This is a genomic window from Aureimonas psammosilenae (assembly GCF_009176975.1).
Classification (GTDB): domain Bacteria; phylum Pseudomonadota; class Alphaproteobacteria; order Rhizobiales; family Rhizobiaceae; genus Plantimonas; species Plantimonas psammosilenae.
Genome location: NZ_WEZG01000005.1, coordinates 263,781 through 280,368, shown reverse-complemented (window position 1 = coordinate 280,368; position 16,588 = coordinate 263,781). Strand labels below are relative to the sequence as shown.

General features: G+C 65.5%; 11 protein-coding genes. 2 read left to right on the top strand and 9 right to left on the bottom strand.

Features of this window, described 5'->3' with window-relative positions; translation table 11 throughout:
• Positions 1 to 91: 91 nt before the first annotated feature.
• A complete protein-coding gene (locus tag F9929_RS11920) occupies positions 92 to 1,045 on the top strand; it encodes a hypothetical protein (protein ID WP_152046787.1) in 954 nt (317 codons plus the stop codon).
• A 26-nt stretch (positions 1,046 to 1,071) separates the two neighbouring features.
• Here the strand turns inward: F9929_RS11920 and F9929_RS11915 are convergent, their stop codons facing one another.
• Together F9929_RS11915 and F9929_RS11910 are read right to left on the bottom strand one after the other, a co-directional pair.
• The gene (locus F9929_RS11915; RefSeq protein WP_193227719.1) at positions 1,072 to 3,387 is read right to left on the bottom strand and encodes a sensor histidine kinase; all 2,316 of its coding nucleotides are present in this window, start codon (positions 3,385 to 3,387) and stop codon (positions 1,072 to 1,074) included.
• Positions 3,388 to 3,466: 79 nt separating this feature from the next.
• Positions 3,467 to 5,197: a sensor histidine kinase gene (locus F9929_RS11910; RefSeq protein ID WP_152046785.1), complete on the bottom strand. Its 1,731-nt coding sequence runs from the start codon at positions 5,195 to 5,197 to the stop codon at positions 3,467 to 3,469.
• A gap of 295 nt (positions 5,198 to 5,492) precedes the next feature.
• On the opposite strand from F9929_RS11910, the gene F9929_RS11905 reads away from it, so the two are divergent.
• Positions 5,493 to 7,145, top strand: coding sequence for an ABC transporter substrate-binding protein (locus tag F9929_RS11905; RefSeq protein ID WP_152046784.1), 1,653 nt, complete (start codon positions 5,493 to 5,495; stop codon positions 7,143 to 7,145).
• Positions 7,146 to 7,152: 7 nt separating this feature from the next.
• On the opposite strand, the gene F9929_RS11900 is transcribed toward F9929_RS11905, so the two are convergent.
• The 7 genes from F9929_RS11900 to F9929_RS11870 form a co-directional block, all read right to left on the bottom strand.
• Positions 7,153 to 8,946: an adenylate/guanylate cyclase domain-containing protein gene (locus F9929_RS11900; RefSeq protein WP_152046783.1), complete on the bottom strand. Its 1,794-nt coding sequence runs from the start codon at positions 8,944 to 8,946 to the stop codon at positions 7,153 to 7,155.
• A gap of 507 nt (positions 8,947 to 9,453) precedes the next feature.
• Positions 9,454 to 9,843 (bottom strand): response regulator, encoded by a 390-nt coding sequence (locus tag F9929_RS11895; RefSeq protein ID WP_152046782.1) that lies wholly within the window; start codon positions 9,841 to 9,843, stop codon positions 9,454 to 9,456.
• Between the two features lie 33 nt (positions 9,844 to 9,876).
• Positions 9,877 to 11,322, bottom strand: a complete 1,446-nt coding sequence (locus tag F9929_RS11890) for a sensor histidine kinase (RefSeq protein ID WP_210251333.1) — start codon at positions 11,320 to 11,322, stop codon at positions 9,877 to 9,879.
• A gap of 100 nt (positions 11,323 to 11,422) precedes the next feature.
• On the bottom strand, positions 11,423 to 13,054 hold the full coding sequence (locus F9929_RS11885; protein ID WP_152046780.1) for an ABC transporter ATP-binding protein: 1,632 nt from the start codon (positions 13,052 to 13,054) through the stop codon (positions 11,423 to 11,425).
• Positions 13,047 to 13,961, bottom strand: a complete 915-nt coding sequence (locus F9929_RS11880) for an ABC transporter permease (RefSeq protein ID WP_152046779.1) — start codon at positions 13,959 to 13,961, stop codon at positions 13,047 to 13,049. The genes F9929_RS11885 and F9929_RS11880 overlap by 8 nt, the downstream gene beginning before the upstream one ends.
• Before the next feature lie 33 nt (positions 13,962 to 13,994).
• Positions 13,995 to 14,909, bottom strand: coding sequence for an ABC transporter permease (locus F9929_RS11875; RefSeq protein WP_152046778.1), 915 nt, complete (start codon positions 14,907 to 14,909; stop codon positions 13,995 to 13,997).
• A gap of 71 nt (positions 14,910 to 14,980) precedes the next feature.
• Positions 14,981 to 16,486 (bottom strand): ABC transporter substrate-binding protein, encoded by a 1,506-nt coding sequence (locus F9929_RS11870; RefSeq protein ID WP_152046777.1) that lies wholly within the window; start codon positions 16,484 to 16,486, stop codon positions 14,981 to 14,983.
• Between the last annotated feature and the right edge of the window lie 102 nt (positions 16,487 to 16,588).

Genomic DNA, 16,588 nt, shown 5'->3' with positions numbered 1-16,588 from the left:
CAGAACAAGTCATCGAGAAGGCGGCGATTTCTATCTCCCGACACGGAAACGAGAAATCCGGTGATTCCCCAACGCGCGATCGGAAGGCGGGATGAATAACGAGGGCACCTCCCTTCCCCGATATGCCGTGCTTTTCCGCACTCACGTCTGGGACGACTTCGTTGCGCGGCAGTATAAGCGACTTCTGGCGCTGAACCCCCGTGGCGACGTCTTCATCGTGGCCAACAACACGTCCGGCGCCTTCGACGACTTCGCCGACCCCGCCCTGTTCACCTTCGACAAATCGGATCTCGCCGCGCTTGATCTTCCCGATATCGGCGAAAAGGGTTTGGACAACGCCTTTTGGTACAATATCGACTACCCGCTCTACGTTTTCGCCAAGGCGCATCGCGACTACGACTATTATGTCGTGTTCGAATACGATGTCGCGATGGAAGGCTCCATCGACGGGATCGTGGAGGACATGGCCCGGTGCGGCCATGACGCGATCGGCTACGACAGCAGGCAGCCCATGCATCAATGGGGTTACCGCAAATCGGCGGTGGATTTCTACGAACCGGACGAGATGCGCAAGGAGCTCTACTGCTTCACCGTGTTCTCGGCCCGCGCGCTGGATTTCCTTTACGCTCGCCGCGTCGAGATGGGGAAGCAACTGGCATCGAGGCCGGAACTGAAATGGCCGCATTGCGAGATCTTCATCCCGACGGAACTGGCCAGGAACGGCTTCTCGCTCGTGGATCTCACGCGATACGGCCGTGCGGACCGATACGACTTCCAGCCGGCCATTCTGGAGGAGGACGTTCACCCGACGGGTTCGAACCGCTTCCTCCATCCGGTGCTCGACCGGCCGCGCAGCCTGCAGAATATCGTGAAATACGAATACAAGCCGGAGCGCTTCTTTTATCCGCGTAGCGGCTTTCGCAGGCATCTCAAGCGGTTTCACCCGCACGAATATCGCCCGCTCCTGCGTCAGTCGCTGAATGCGCGAATGCGAAAAGTCTACGGCCGGTTGGCGACCAGCCTCGTGAAGGTCTTTCTCGGCTGATCGCAGCCGCACCGCGCAGGCGGCGTTCACATCAGCGACGGCGCGGCCGCGACAGCCGTTCCGGGTGCCACCGCCGCTTGCACGGGATGGACCCGCCTTCGCGGCAGTTGGATGGCGAAGCACGTCCCCTCGCCCGGCGCGCTTTCCACCTCGATCGTGCCACCGAGCGTGCCCGTCACGAGGCTGAAGACGATGTGGAGGCCGAGCCCCGTCGATCCTTGCGCGCGGCCGGTGGTGAAGAAAGGGTCGAAGATGCGCGTCCGATTGGCGGGGTCGATGCCGCGTCCGTCGTCCCGGAACAGGAGCGTCACCCGGTCACCGTCGGATCGCGCCGCCTCGATCCGGATCGTGCCGCCCCCGGTCGCCTCGAACGCGTGATTATAGGCGTTGGTCACGAGATTGGTCAGAACCTGCGCCAAGGCGCCGGGATAGGAATCCATCTCGATCCCTTCCCCGCATTCCACCAGGATCGTGTGCCCGAAGCGCTTGCCGAGCGGCCGAAGGCTGATGAAAAGGTCGTCCAGGAAGCCTTTCAGATCGAATTTCCGGCGCTCGCCGCTCGCCCGGTCGGCCGCCACCTGCTTGAAGCTGACGACGAGCTGGGCGGATCGCTCCAGGTTGGCGGTGGTCAGCCGGATACCGTCCCGAAGGCGTTCGACGAAGCGATCGAAGGCCGCTCGGCTGACGCGCCCTTCGCCGACGCCCTGGCTGAAGCTTTGCAGTTCGTCGCGCATCACGGTCGCGGTGGTCAGGGCGATGCCGAGCGGGGTGTTGATCTCGTGCGCGACGCCGGCGACGAGTTGACCGAGCGAGGCGAGCTTCTCGCTCTGGATCAACTCGCGCTGCGTGCGCCGCAATTCGCGCAGCGTTTCCTCCGTGCGCTCCTTTTCCCGGCGAAGCGCGCCTTCGCGCTTGTTCAATTCGAACAGGAACCGGTTGGTCGCTTCCGCCATATGTCCGATCTCGTCGGACCGCGCCGATCCGGCGAGCGGCCCGGCTTCCGGGTTGAACGTCCGGTCCAGCATATCGCGTTCCAGATGCTTCAAGGGCGTCGTGATCGAGCGCGCCACCAGAAGGGCGAAAACCGCGCCCGCCAGGAGCCCTGAAAACGCGCCGAGCCCCAGCATGCGCCGCGCCGCCGCGCCGATATCGTCGGCGTTGCGCGCAAGTTCGCGGTTGAGATGCGCGACATCGAACACGAGGGCGTTGGACATATCCGCCATGTCGGCGAGGATCGCGTTCTGCTTGGCGAGGCCCTGGCTGGTCTCGCCGAGGCTCGCCCGCCAGATATCGAGGGCGTCCAGCATGTCGGTCTGAATCAGCGGCGAGATCGGCAAGGTCGCGATCCGCTCGCTCAAGGTCCGGCTGTCGGCCACCGCCGCAGCGATGCCGGACACGTTTCGGGACGCGATGGCCTCGCCGGTTCTGGAGGTCAGCCGCATGGTCTCGACCGCGATGTTCTGCGTCGCTTGTTCCGTTTCGTGCGCTTCCACCGTGTAGGCGAGGAGTTCGGCGACCTTTTCCTGAAGCGCGCGGGCCGCCGTTCCGTCGATCTTGATGCGCTGATCGAGCCAGGCGAGCGGGACGTTCACGTCGCGCCCGTCGGCATAGATTCGCAGCATGGCGTCGAAGCCATCGGCCAGCGCGGGCTCGCCGCCGCCTTTCAGGGCGGTGCGAAGATCGTCCACGGCATTGTTCACGCGCACCGAGGCGATGTCGTCGGCTCCGCCATCGGGCGCGCCCGCCCCTCCAAGCTGCCGGTCGGTGATGGCGGCGCGCGCCAGTTCCGAACGCCGGACGAGGTCCTGCACCCCGCGCAGCGCGTCGTCGTTCCGGCGCAGCGTCGCCACGATGTTGGCGTTGGATTCGTGCTGCCGCTTGCGCGCCGCGTCCGTCAGCGCGAGAAGGCTGTCGAGATGGGCGCGCATGGTCGCGACGAGCTTGTCGTTGCGCTCGATGGTGATCTCGAGTTCGCCCATCGCCGCGCGGAAACGCTGCAAAAGAAACTCGACCCCCAGGATCGTTTCCCGGTTGTCCGTCCCCTCCATGAAATCCAGGAGATCGCGCGAATTGTCGAGCGCCGCGTCGAGCGACCCGATGAACTGGGTGCGATGGCGTTCGCGCTCGCTCGGGCGCGCATGAACGAAGGCGTCGCGCTCGGCGATGGCCGTGACGATCTGGCGGAACTCCGTCGCCACCGTCAGCGCGCCCCGCCGAGCGTCGTCGGCGCGGTTCAGGAGAAAAAGCGACGCCGCGCCGATCAACACGGCGGCGAGAATGGGAATCGCGCCGACAAGAAACACGCGCTGCGTGATGGACGGCAGAAGCCGCCGCCGGAGCATCGATCCGGTTCGTCGGATGGATGGCATCGCAGGGCTCACCGCCTGAACGGGCGGCGACGGCGAGCGCCGGGACCGACCCTCATGACCCGCTCGAACGCCCGCCGGCCGGCACCGACAAGGTGAAGGCCGCTCCGCCGAGGGCCCCACGCGGCTCCACCTCGATACGCCCGCCGTGAAGATCGGCGATGCGCCGCACGATCGACAGGCCGAGCCCCGTGGACGCTTCGCCGCCGGTCGGCTGCGCGGAAAGACGCTGGAACCTGCCGAACAAGCGCGCGATGTCCTCCTCCATCAGGCCCGGCCCGTTGTCGGCCACCGTGATGCGGACCATGTCGCCGGACATGGCCGCGCCGACCGCGATCCGGCCGCCGCGCGGGGCGTATTTGATCGCGTTGGACAGGAGGTTGTCCACCGCCTCGGCGATGCGTTCGGGGTCGCAATAGGCCGCGAGCGGCGTTTGGATATCGGTTTCCACCCTTTGCGACTTCGCGCGGGCGGCTTCCGCGTTGGATTGGGTTTCGGCGGCGACGATCTCGCCGAGATCGACCCTCCGGCAGGTGATGCCGATATCGAGCGCATCGGCCAAGGCGTCGGACAGGAGCCCCTCAACATTGGCGGTCATGCGCCCGGCCATCGCGCGAATGTGGCCCGCCTGGAGAAGGATCTCCGCGCCCTTTTCGCCCCCGGTCTTCTCGCCGAGTTCCTTCAACAGGTCCGCCCGGCCGGCGATCACGATCAACGGGTTCTTCAGGTCGTGCGCGACCATGCCCATCATCTCGTTCTTGAAGGCATTGGCCCGCCGCAGAAGGCCGCTCTGCGCTTCCAGACGCTCGTTCGCTTGGCCCAAAGCTTCGGTTCGCGACCGCACGCGCCCTTCCAGCATCGTGTTGGCGGCCTGAAGGTCCTGATGGAGCTGCGCGTTGTCGAAGGCGATGGCGAGCTTGGCCGAGAAGACCGAAACGAGCGAGGCCTGTTCCCCGGTCAGCTCGGTGGCCGAATCCAGAAGCACCAGAACCTGCGCGCCTTCGGGCGTCCGCACGTAGAGATGGGTCAGCGTGCCTTCGCGCTTGATCGCCGTGTCGCCCGGCGGGAAGGCGGTGAAGAGCCGCTCGATATCCGTCGCGGTCTCGTTCCCGGCGGCGAAACGGCCGGTGGAGGCAAGGACGCTGTGCTCGATGTCAGCGGCGCCGCGCAGGATCAGCATCCCGGCGCAGTCGATCGCCAGAAGCGCGTTGAGCTGGGTCAGAACACCTCGCGCCAGCGTCTGCAGCGAGCGGCCGTCGAACAAGGCCGAGGAGGCCGAAACGATCAGCTCAAGTCCCCGCCGCGTGTCGTCGAGACGCTTCAACTGCTCATAGCCGCGCAGCGACGAGGTCAAGGTGGTGAAAAGGCGCTCGGCTGTAAGTTCGGTCTTCGCCTTATAGTCGTTGATGTCGTAGTCGAGCACCACCCGATGCTCGGGCGCTTGACCTGGCTGGCCGGTGCGCAGGATGATCCGCACCAGCGCGTTGCCGAGTTCGTGGCGGATCTGGCGGGCGAGCTTCAGCCCCGCATCGTCGGTTTCCATCACGACATCGAGAAGCACGATGGCCGTGTCGGGTTCGGCTCGGAGAAGCGCCAGTCCCTCCTTCGCCGAATAGGCGCTGGCGATCCGCAGGGACCGTCCTTGCATGGCGAAATTCTTCAAGGCGAAGGCGGTGCTTTCGTGGACCGCCTCGTCGTCGTCCACAACCGCGACCTTCCACGGCGGCAGGCCGAGCGGCGCTTCCGCTTCGTCGTGTTCGGCGAAGACCAGAAAGTCGTTCGACATGGCAAGCACCCCTCCCCCACGGGCTTATCAGGCCGTACCGTCCGTGAAATTCACATTATCGATCTATGACATGCCGAAAAGCGGCGATCCAGAATATCGGCGGGCGATCCACAACAGCCGCCCAAACAATGGAGAATGAGGCGGCGCAGGACTGCCCTCCCGCTTCTCGCGTCTTGCTTCAGACACGCGCCGCTTCTTCATCGCGCCGCCGGATTTCCCTTGCGTCGTCGCAGTTGATCGCGCCGGCAAAGACGAGGCAGAATGAGGATGGGCAGGGCGACGGGGGGACAAGGCGATGGATCGGCACGATATCGGGCGGCGTGTGGCGAGCCGCTTTGTCCGGGCGACGGGCCGCGTGGCGCTTGCCGGGCTGATCGGCCTCGGTCTCGTCCCGTTCGCCGAGGCCAAGACCCTCGTCTTCTGTTCGGAAGGCAACCCGGAAACGCTGAACCCGCAGCTTGCCGTCACCGGCACGGCCATGGACGCCGCACATCCGATCTTCAACAACCTCGTGGAATACGAGGTCGGCACGACGAATATCCGTCCCTCGCTCGCCGAATCCTGGACGATCTCGCCCGATGGCCGGGACTATGTGTTCAAGCTTCGCCGGGGCGTCCGCTTCCAGTCCAACGCCGTGTTCCAGCCCTCGCGCCCCTTCAACGCCGAGGATGTCGTTTTCTCCCTGATGCGGCAGTGGAAGGCGGATCATCCGTTTCATGCGGCGGCGGGTGGCGGCTTCGATTATTTCCAAGACATGGGCATGGCCGACCTTCTCGAAACCATCGAGGCGGTGGACGAGAACACCGTGCATATCCGGCTGACGCGGGCCGAAGCGCCGTTTCTCGCCGACCTCGCCATGGCGTTCAACGCGATCCTCTCGGCCGAATATGCTGACACGCTTCTGAAGGCCGGCAAGAAGGATCTTCTCGACACGCAGCCGATCGGCACCGGCCCCTTCACCTTCACCGATTTCCGTAAGGATGTCGCGGTGCGCTACCGCGCCTTTCCCGATTACTGGCGCGGCCGCCAGACGGTGGATACGCTGGTCTTCTCCATCACCACGCCGCCCGCGGCGCGGTTGGCCAAGCTGAAGGCCGGCGAATGTCATATCTCGGCCTTTCCAACGCCGGAAAATGCCGACGAGGTGCGCGCCGATCCTAATCTCCGGCTCTACACCACCGAGGGGCTGAATATCGGCTATCTCGCGATGAACACGACCCGCCCGCCCTTCGACGACGTGCGCGTGCGCCGCGCGGTCAACATGGCGATCGACAAGGCGTCGATCATCTCCGGCGTCTACGGCGCGACGGGAACAGCCGCCACCAATCCGGTGCCGCCGACGCTCTGGGCCTTCGACCCAACCATTCCCCGTTTCGCCTTCGATCCAGGCCAAGCGCAACGCCTTCTTGAAGAAGCGGGCCTCAAGACGGGGTTTGCAGTCGACCTTTGGTATCCGCCCGTCAACCGGCCCTACAACCCGAACGGTCGCCGCGTCGCGGAAATGATCCAGACCGATCTCGCCAGGCTCGGCATCCGCCTGGAACTGAAGACCGCCGAATGGAACAGCTATCGCGCCATCATGCAGAACGGCGATTTTCACCTCGCGCTCTACGGCTGGACCGCCGATATCGGCGACCCGGACAACTTCCTCCACACGCTTCTCGGCTGCACCGCCGCGCGGCTCGGCGGCAACAACATCGCCCGCTGGTGCGACAAGGGCTTCAACAATCTGGTGACCGAGGCCAAGGAAATCTCCGAGATCGGGCGCCGCAAGGAGCTTTACGCGAAGGCCCAGCGGATCTTCCACGACGCGGTGCCCTGGGCGCCGATCGCCCATGCGAACTCGATGGTGGCGACGCGCGCCGAAGTGAAGGGCTTCGTGATCGACCCCCTCGGCTATCATATCGTGGAGAACGTCGATATCGCCGAGCCGGAGCCCGGCCGGTGAGCCGCCTCTAAGCGCTGGCGCTGCGACGCTCCGAGGCGCGGTCGTCCGGGAGGCCGGCCGCCACCAGCGCGTCCACATAAGAAGCGCGAAGCTCGGGGTTCATGAAGGACATGGCGTCGGCGACGAGCACCGCCGTCATTTCCGGGCGCCCGGCGAGGAAGCGGTTCATCGCGTCGCGCGCCGTGTCCCATTCGCCCGCCACTGCCGCAAAGGCCGCGACGTCGCGGTAAGGCCACGTCATGCCGGGCTTTTCCGCGAGCGCCTTGCGCGTCCAGGACAGGGCCTCGCGCGCCCGGCCCGAAGCGAAATGCGCCAGCCCCATGCCGATCAGCGAATTGAAGCTGAAAGGGTCGCGCGGCGACAAGCGGCTGGCGCGCTCGAAGCAGGCGAAGGCATCTTCCGGCCGGCCCCGATAAACTCGCGAGAAGCCGCGCCGCGTCCAGGCCCAGGCGTGGTTGATGTCGATGGCGATGGCGCGGTCGATCAGGGCGTCGGCGCGGTCGATATCGCCGTCGATCAGCATGGCGGCGGTCGCGGCCGCCGTCAGCGCCAGGGGATCGTCGTCGATCGACCCGCCGGCGCGCTCGAAAAGGGCACGACCGGCCACGCGCTCGGACAGGAGATCGGGCGACCAGTTATAGGCGATCTGCTGCGCGTGCGCCCAGGAGCCCACCGCAGCCGCGCGCCCGTTGCCGGGCTCCAGGGTCAGTGCTTCCTCGATCAGCGCGATCGCCTGGCGGTTGTCGTCCCGGCGATGCGCCCAAAGATACGGCAGGGCGCGCATGACGAGGTCGTAGGCGGCGAGGTTCTGCGGGGCCTTGCGCCGCGAGCGCTCGATTTCGGCCTGCCGGATGGTGGGATGAAGAGCTCCCGACACCATCTCGGCGATCCGGTCCTGCGCGTCGAACACGTCGTCCGTTTGCGCGTCCAGCCTGTCGTTCCAGATTTGCGCGCCCGACTCGCCGTCCACGAGACGGAACGAAACGCGCATCCGATGCCCCGAAAAGCGCACGCTGCCTTCCAGAAGGTAGCGCACGCCGAGTTCGGCCGCGATCGTGCGGACATCCACCGAGGCGCCCTTGTAGGAAAAGGCCGAATGGCGGGCGATCACCAGAAATTCGCGCACCTGCGACAGGCTGGCGGTGATCTCCTCCACCATGCCGTCGACGAAGCCGTTTCGCTCGGGCCCGCCGTCGAGATTGTCGAAGGGCAAAACGACGAGCGACGGTTGCGTCGCGGGATCGGGCGCGGCCACGCGCCGCCGCCGCCGGACGCCGACGAGCTTGGGGTCCCAGGTCCAGACCCGGTGACGCTCGGTGAGACCTTTAAGCGCCTGTTCGCCGATATCGGTGAAATAGATATCCGTCTTGCCGGCGAGATACTCGAAAACGCCGCGCGTGATCGCCATGCCGCCCGGCGGCGCGATGGTCTGGACGCGCGCGGCGAGATTGACGCCCTCGCCGAAGCGGTCGTCGTCGGTCACCACCACGTCGCCGACCACGATGCCGATACGCACCCGCAGGCGAACGCCGCCTTGCGGCTCTTCGCCGTTCATCGCCCGCTGGAAGGCGGAGGCCCAGGCCACGGCGTTGACGGCGCTGGCAAATTCCGCAAGGCAGCCGTCGCCGGTATTCTTGAAGACGTGCCCGCCGAAATCGCCGATGGTGAGCGCCACGCGGTCGCGCTGCATCCGCGCGACTGCCGCCAGGGTCGCGTTCTCGTCCGCTTCCACAAGGGTCGAGAAGCCCTCGACATCCATCGAAAGGATCGCGGCCAAACGGCGGCGCGACGATGCATCCATGTTCAGGCACCCCGCATTCGAAGCGAAGTGTAAAGGCTGTTTCGCACCGGAAACAAGAGTTCCTTTGGGTCAGACCTCCGTTCGGCGAAGAATAATCCGCGCGTTCATCGACCCCGACCGAGCACGGCCCGGGACTTCGAAGCGCATAACCTTCGAGAACGGCGGAGGATCGGCGGGCGAGCCGATGTCCGCCTGCCGCACCCTAGAGGCTGTTATGGACCGTGGACAAGCATCGTGTGGGATCAGCGAAGTTCAGTCCGGCAGGAGGCGAGCGCAGCCAAGCCTATCGGCTTGGCAAGTCTCGCCGACGCCCCGGATGACTTCGCTCATCCCACCCTTCGGGCTGGCTGGTCTGGCTCGCCGGCCCACAGGGCGAGCCACTTGTCTCGCCCGTCCGCATGGACCGTCGCCGGCGTTTGCCGGTAGCCCCGCTACCGGCTGCATCCGGCTCCTACCCGGCGAACCAGTCCAGCCAGCACGATGCTCGTCCACGGTCCATAACAGCCTCTAGAAGACGATCTCCGCCGCTGCGTTTCTCATGGTCTCGATCAGGAACCGCGGCGGATAGGGTTTGGCGAAGAACAGCCCGTTCTCCGGCATCAGGTCCTCTGTCACTTCGATGACGCCCGAGGTCACCATGATCCGAACGGGCGGCCAGCGATTGCGCACCGCATGCGCGAGTTTCAGCCCGTCCATCGAGCCCTTCATCTGGATATCGGTGAAAAGGATGCGGATGTCGTCGTGCTTTTCCAGAAGGGCGATCGCTTCATCGGCGTTGCTGGCCTCGTAGGCTCGCAGCCCCGCTTCCTCGGCCAGATCCATGGCGTCCATTCGCAGAAGCGGCTCGTCGTCCACGACAAGCACGGCGAAAGGGGACGGACGGTTCGATGCGGTCATGGTGTTCGTTCGATTTGCATTTCGCGTCCGGCGTCAGCGGTTCTCGCCGGCGGCCGGCACCGGATCGGATGCCTTCGCCGCGACGACTGTTCCTGAAAGAACAAAGCGGACGCCGGTTGGTTCGAACATAAGCTTCGTCGACCCGTTGAAATATGCGGCGACGAGACGCTCCACGAGACGCGAGCCGAACCCGGTTCGCGAGCGCTCGGGAACCGGCGGACCGCCTTCCTCGCGCCATTCGAAGTCGAACGCCCCTTCGTCGGTGCACGTCCAGGCGATCGACACTTGGCCGCTCGCGACCGTCAAGGCGCCGTACTTGGCGGCGTTGGTGGCGAGTTCGTGAAGCGCCAGCGACAGGCCGAGCCCTTGTTGCGACGTCAGTTCGACCTTGGGTCCCCGGATCACGAAACGTTCGCTTCCCGTATCGCGGTGCGGGGCCAGCGCCGACTGCACCACGTCGAGAATGGGGGCCGCCTCCCATTGCGTGGAGGTGAGGATATCCTGCGCCCTTGCCAGCGCGGCGATGCGACCGGACACGGCGTCGCGCGCTTCCTCGATGCTGCCGGCCGAGCGGAACGTCTGCGTGGCGATCGACTGCACCATGGCGAGGACGTTCTTCATCCGATGCGCCATCTCGTGCGTCAGGTCCCGGCGCTGGTCTTCCAAACGCCGGCGCTCGGTGACGTCGTTGAAGAAGATCGCGATCTGACGCTCGCTCGGGTCGCCGACACGGATGGCGCGCACATCGAACCAGCGGTCGAAGGTACTGGCATAGTTCTCGAAATTCGCCGGCTCGCCGGTGGAGGCGACGCGCCCGTAGGTCTCGAACCAGAAAGGCTCGAGGTTCGGTGCGAATTCCGTCACCCACTTGCCGCGCAGATTCACGCCGGATTCGCGCTCGAAAGCGGGATTGGCTTCCAGAAAGCGATAGTCCACCGGGCGATCGTCGGCATCGAACCGCACTTCCACGATGGCGAAGGCCGTTTCCACGCCTTCCAGAAGCGTGCGGAACCGTTCTTCGCTGATCCGCAGGCGCTCGCCCGCCGCGCGCTGGTTGGTGCGGTCGCGCAGGATCTTCACGAAGCCGAGATGCACGCCGTCCTCGCCCCGGAGCGGCATCATCTCGCCCGATGCCCAGAACCGCGAGCCGTCCTTTCGAAGATGCCAGCGCTCGTCCGCCGCGCTGCCATCCCGCAAGGCGAGCGTCATCTCGGTCTCGACGCGGCGGATGGCGCGATCGTCGGGGGTGAAGAAGTGGTCGGCGGTCCGGCCGATCATCTCGGCGGCCGCCCAGCCCATGGTGCGCTCGGCACCCCGGTTCCAGTCGGTGATGGTGCCGAACGGGTCGGTGACGACGATCGCGAAATCAACCGCGCTTTCGAAAATGGCGTCGCGGCGCAACGCACGCTCCGCAACGGCGGCATCGCGCTGCAGGCGCTCGACTTCCGCTTCCAGATCTTCCCGAGACAATGATTCCACGTATGCTTCACCGAGCCGACAGGCGGTTGCCGCCGGCTGCATAGCGGAGATTGGCCGGCGACGATACCGCGCAAGGCCGACCGATGCGAGATCGCCGGTCCTACTCGGCCGCCGCGAGGGCCTGTTGTTGACGGATGCGGCGGCGCTCGGCCTGTTGTTCGGGATCGGCGTCGAGCCCGGCAGCCAGCAGCGCCTTCGTGTAGTCCTCGCGCGGGCTCTCGAACACCTCGCGCACCGTGCCCTTTTCCACGATCCGCCCGCGCCGCATGACGAGGACGTGGTCGGCAAAATCGCGCACGAGCGCAAGGTCGTGGGCGATGAAGATGAAGGCGATACCGTGCTCGCGCTGCAGGCGCTCCAGAAGGGCGATCACCTGCGCTTGCACCGACACGTCCAGCGCCGACACCGCCTCGTCGCAGACGATGAGGTTCGGTTCGAGGGCGAGCGCCCGCGCGATGGCGATGCGCTGGCGCTGCCCGCCCGAGAACTGATGGGGATACCGGCGCATATGCTCGGGGCTGAGGCCAACCTCGGTCAGAAGCTCCGCAACGCGCTCGCGCCAACGGGCTTTCGGCAGGATCTGCGGGTGGATGACCCAGGCTTCCGAGATGATGTCGAAGACGTTCATGCGCGGGTTCAAGGACTGCGTCGGGTCCTGGAACACCATCTGGATCTCGCGGCGGATGCCGGCGATCTCGCGCGCGTTCATGGCGAGAAGGTCGCGCCCCTTGTAGCGGGCCGTGCCGCCGCTCGGCTCTTCGAGGCGCATCAGCACCTTGGCGAGCGTCGACTTGCCCGAGCCGCTTTCGCCGACGATCGCCAGCGTTTCGCCGGGCTGGAGATCGAAGGATGCTTCGTGGAGCCCGGCGAAGCCGCCGTAAAGCTTGGACACATCGCGCACTTCGAGAAGCGGCTCGCCTAGCCCTTCCGGCCGGCGCATCTCGCCCTTGCCGGGCGCGGCGTCGATGAGCTTTCGCGTGTAAGGATGTTTGGGGTTCCGGTAGACCTCGCCCGCCTCCCCTTCCTCGACGATCTCGCCGCGATTCATCACGACGACGCGGTCGGCGACTTCGGCCACGACGCCGAGATCGTGGGTGATCAGAAGGAGGCCCATTCCGGTTTCGGCCTGCAACTCCTCCAGAAGCTGGAGGATTTCGGCCTGCACGGTGACGTCGAGCGCGGTGGTCGGCTCGTCGGCGATCAGGATGTCGGGCTTCAGCGCCAGCGCCATCGCGATCATCAGCCGCTGGCGCTGGCCGCCGGAAAATTCGTGCGGATATTTGGCGAGCGCCTTTTCCGGCTCGGGCAGGCCGACGCGGCGCACGAGTTCGAGCGCCCGTGCCCGCGCTTGCGGCCCCGGCGTTCCATGCGTCGTCATGGTTTCCGCGATCTGCCAGCCGACGGGATAAACGGGGTTGAGGTGGCTCAGCGGGTCCTGAAAGATCATCGCGATCTTGCGCCCGTTGATCCGCCGGCGCTCCTCCGCGCTCAAGCTGAGGAGATCGCGGCCCTCGTAGAGAATGCGGCCGCGCACGATCTCGGCCGGGGGCATATCGAGAAGGTTCATGATGGCGGAAGCCGAAACCGACTTGCCGGACCCGCTTTCGCCGAGCACGGCCAGCGTTTCGCCCCGGCCGAGCCGGTAGCTGATGCCCTTCACCGCTTCCACCGGGCCGTTGGCGGTGTGGAAGGTGACGGCGAGGTCCACGACTTCGAGAAGCGGCTCAGCCATTGCTCTTGGTCTTTCCTTCGAGCCGCCAGCGCTGCATCGGGTCGAGCGCGATACGCATCCAGCCGGACAGGAGGTTCAGGGACATGGTGGTGAGGATGATCGCCAAACCCGGCCAGAAGGCCAGCCACCAGGCGTTGTTGAGATAGGGCCGCCCCTGCGCCACCATCAGGCCCCAGGTGATCTCGGGCGGCTGGATGCCAATGCCGAGAAAGGACAAGGAGCTTTCCGCCAGCATCACGAAGGCGAAGTCGAGCGTGGCGATGGTGAGAAGCGTCGGAGCGACCACGGGCAGGATGTGGCGGAACATGATGCGCCGGTGCGAAGCGCCCATGACCTTCGCCGCCTGCACGAACATGCGCTCGCGCACTTCCAGGATCTCGGCGCGCGCGGTCCTCAAGTAAACGGGGATGCGGGTGATGGCGAGAACGATCACGAGGTTCCCGACGGAGGGCGCCAGCACGTAAAGAACGATCACCGCCAGAAGCAGCGACGGGAAGGACATGATGATATCGCCGAGGCGCGAAATCGCTTCGCCCGTGCGCTTCGAACCATAGCCCGCGAACAGGCCGAGCACCGTGCCGATGATCGCCGAGCACAGAACCGCGCCGGCCGCGACCATCATCGTGTTCTGGCTCGCCACGATGATGCGGGCGAGAAGCGAGCGGCCGAGCTGGTCGGCACCGAGAACGAAGAGCCAGCCCTGGGAAAGCGTGAAGGGCGGCATGTTGCGGCCGCGCAGATTCTGCTTCGTCGCTGCGGCTTCCAGGAAATGCGGCCCGAACAGCGCGCAGAGAACGACGAGGATCAGGAAAACGGCGGCCAGAAGCGCCACCTTGTCGCGCCAGAGCATGGCGAGGAAACGAAGCGCGGCGGGCTTTTCTTCGGCGATCGGGGTGCTGTCGGACATGGTCGTGGGTCTTGTGGAAGCCGACATCCGTTCTCAGGTCCTGATCCGGGGATCGAGCGCCAGATAGGCGAGGTCGATAAGGAGGTTCATGAGAAAGATCGCCAGCGCCGTCACCATGATCGCCGCGAGGATCACGTTGAAGTCGCGCTGGAGGATCGCGTCGATCATCAGCTTGCCGACGCCGGGAAAGCCGAAGATCGTCTCCACCACCACCGCGCCGTTGAGAAGCGCCGCCGCCTGATCGCCCATCACGGTGATGACGGGCAGCATGGCATTGCGCAGCGTGTGGACGAAGACGATCGGCAGGTTCCTCACGCCCTTGGCCCGCGCCGTCTTCACGTAAGGAGAGGACAGAGCCGAGATCATCGAGCCGCGCACCACCTGCACGATGAGACCGAAGGGCCGGATGAAGAGAACGGCGACCGGCAGCACCCAGAATTGCCAGGAGCCCGTTCCCGATGTCGGCAACCACCCGAGATTGATGGAGAAAAGCACGATCGCGACGATGGCGATCCAGAAATCGGGGGCCGAAGCGCCGATCAAGGAAACGAAGGTGACGGCGCGGTCGAAGACGCGGCCGACGAAGAAGGCGCAGAGCGAGCCCATGACCACCGCGAAGAACGCGACCAGGGCCATGGTGATGACGGCGAGTTGGAAGGTCCAGGCGAAGGCTTCGAGGACGACGTCGATGGCCGGCCGCGCGCGGCGGATGGAATCGCCGAAATCGAGATGAAGAAGATCCCAGACGTAGCGGCCGAACTGCACGATCAACGGATCGTTCAGGCCATTGATCTCGCGGAACTGGTCGCGCATCGCCTCAGTCGCGTCGATCGGCAGGAACAGGTCGGTCGGATCGCCCGTCAGCCGCGTCAGAAAGAAGACGAGCACGACGAGGCCGAACAGCGAAACGAGGCTGGCGAGCAGCCTTTTGCGGACGAAGCGCAGCATCGGGTCGCCTCCCTTCAGATATCGTGGAAGGCATCGGCGACGCACACGCCGCCGATGCCGCTTCGAGATGCTTATTTCAGGCCGATTTCGGACAGTTGGAGCTGCGAGTTCGTGGCGATGGTGGGCTTGAAGTCGAGCCGCTCGGCGACGCGGGCAAAACCCACCATGTGGAACAGGAGGACGTCGGCCACGACGTCGTCATGCACATAGGCGAAAAGCTCGGACCAGAGCTTGGCGCGCTCTTCGCCCGTCGCGGCCGAGGCGCGCGTGATCAGGTCGTCGGCCTTCGGGTCCGAGATGCCGGACTGGCGTCCCTGCGAATGGTATTTGAAGAAGGCCGAGAAGACGGGATCGCCCTTGGCGTTGTCGTGCAACACCGACAGAAGCTGGGGCGGGCGCCCTTCGAGATAGGGCTTGGAATAAAGCTTCTCCTGCTCGGCGACGTCGAGCATCCGCAGGTCCACGGTGAAGCCGGCATCCTGGAGCTGCGCCTGGATCGCCTCGTTCACTTCCGTCGCGTTCGGGTAGTTGTTGTTGCGCCCGATCAGCTCGATCGGCGTTTCCACCGGCACGCCGTCGGCTTTCGCCGCTTCCAGAAGCTTCTTGGCGCCTTCCACGTCGTAAGCGGGAACCTTCACGTCCTTGTTCCAGCCGAGGGTCGTCGGCGGCACGATGGCGACGGCGGGCTCGGTGCCCTCGGGCAGGAGCGAGCCGATGAAGGCCGTGCGGTCGATGGCCATGTTGAGAGCCTGACGCACGCGCTTGTCGTTCATCGGCGGGATCGAGGTGTCGACCCTCAAATACATGGTTTCGGAGTTGGGATAAGCGAAGTCGGTCGCCGGATTGGTCGCGTCGAGCTGCGAGATCGAAGGCGCGAGATCGGCCTCGCCCGCCTGCACCATCGCGGCGCGCACCGCCGAATCCGTGCGGAACACATAGGTCGCCTTGGTGACGGCCGGCTTGTCGCCCCAGTAGTCGTCGCGGCGATCGAGAACGATGCTCTGCCCTGGCGTCCAGTTCGACAGGACATAGGGTCCGGTCCCGATCGGCTGGCGGGTGAACTCGATCGGCGTCTCAGACGGAACCACCGTCAGAACCGACATCAGAAGCGGCAGGATCGGCTGGGGCGGCTCGGCCTTCACGTCGAGCGTCGTGGGGTCGACGGCGGTGGCCGTCAGCTTGGTGTCGCCGAAATAGCGCGACAGCTCGCAGGAGATCTTCGGGCTCGTCGCGCGTTCCAGCGAATGCTTCACGTCTTCAGCGTCGAAGCTCGTGCCGTCGGAAAACTTGACGTTCTCGCGCAGCTTGAAGCGCCAGGTGCCGTTGCCCTGGTCCTCCCAGCTCGTCGCCAGGCGCGGCGCGACCTTGCCGCCGTTCTTGGCGTCGAGTTCGGTCAGCGTTTCGGAGATGTTTTCCAGAATGACGCGGCCGATATTGGAGCGTGTCGCCATGCAGGGCTCGACGAGATCGAGCTCTTCGCCGAGCACGATCGTCACGTCGCTCTTGCTCTGCGCCCATGCCGGCATCGCGCAGGATGCCGCCAGCAGCGCCGCGAGCGTCAGATTGAGACCCTTCATGCGATCCTCCCAAACCGCCGGCCATGCCGACTTCGAACCCGTCGCGACGTCGGAAGCGCTTCCCGCTCCGTCGTCGTCCTCCACAAGGTCCTCATATGCCGC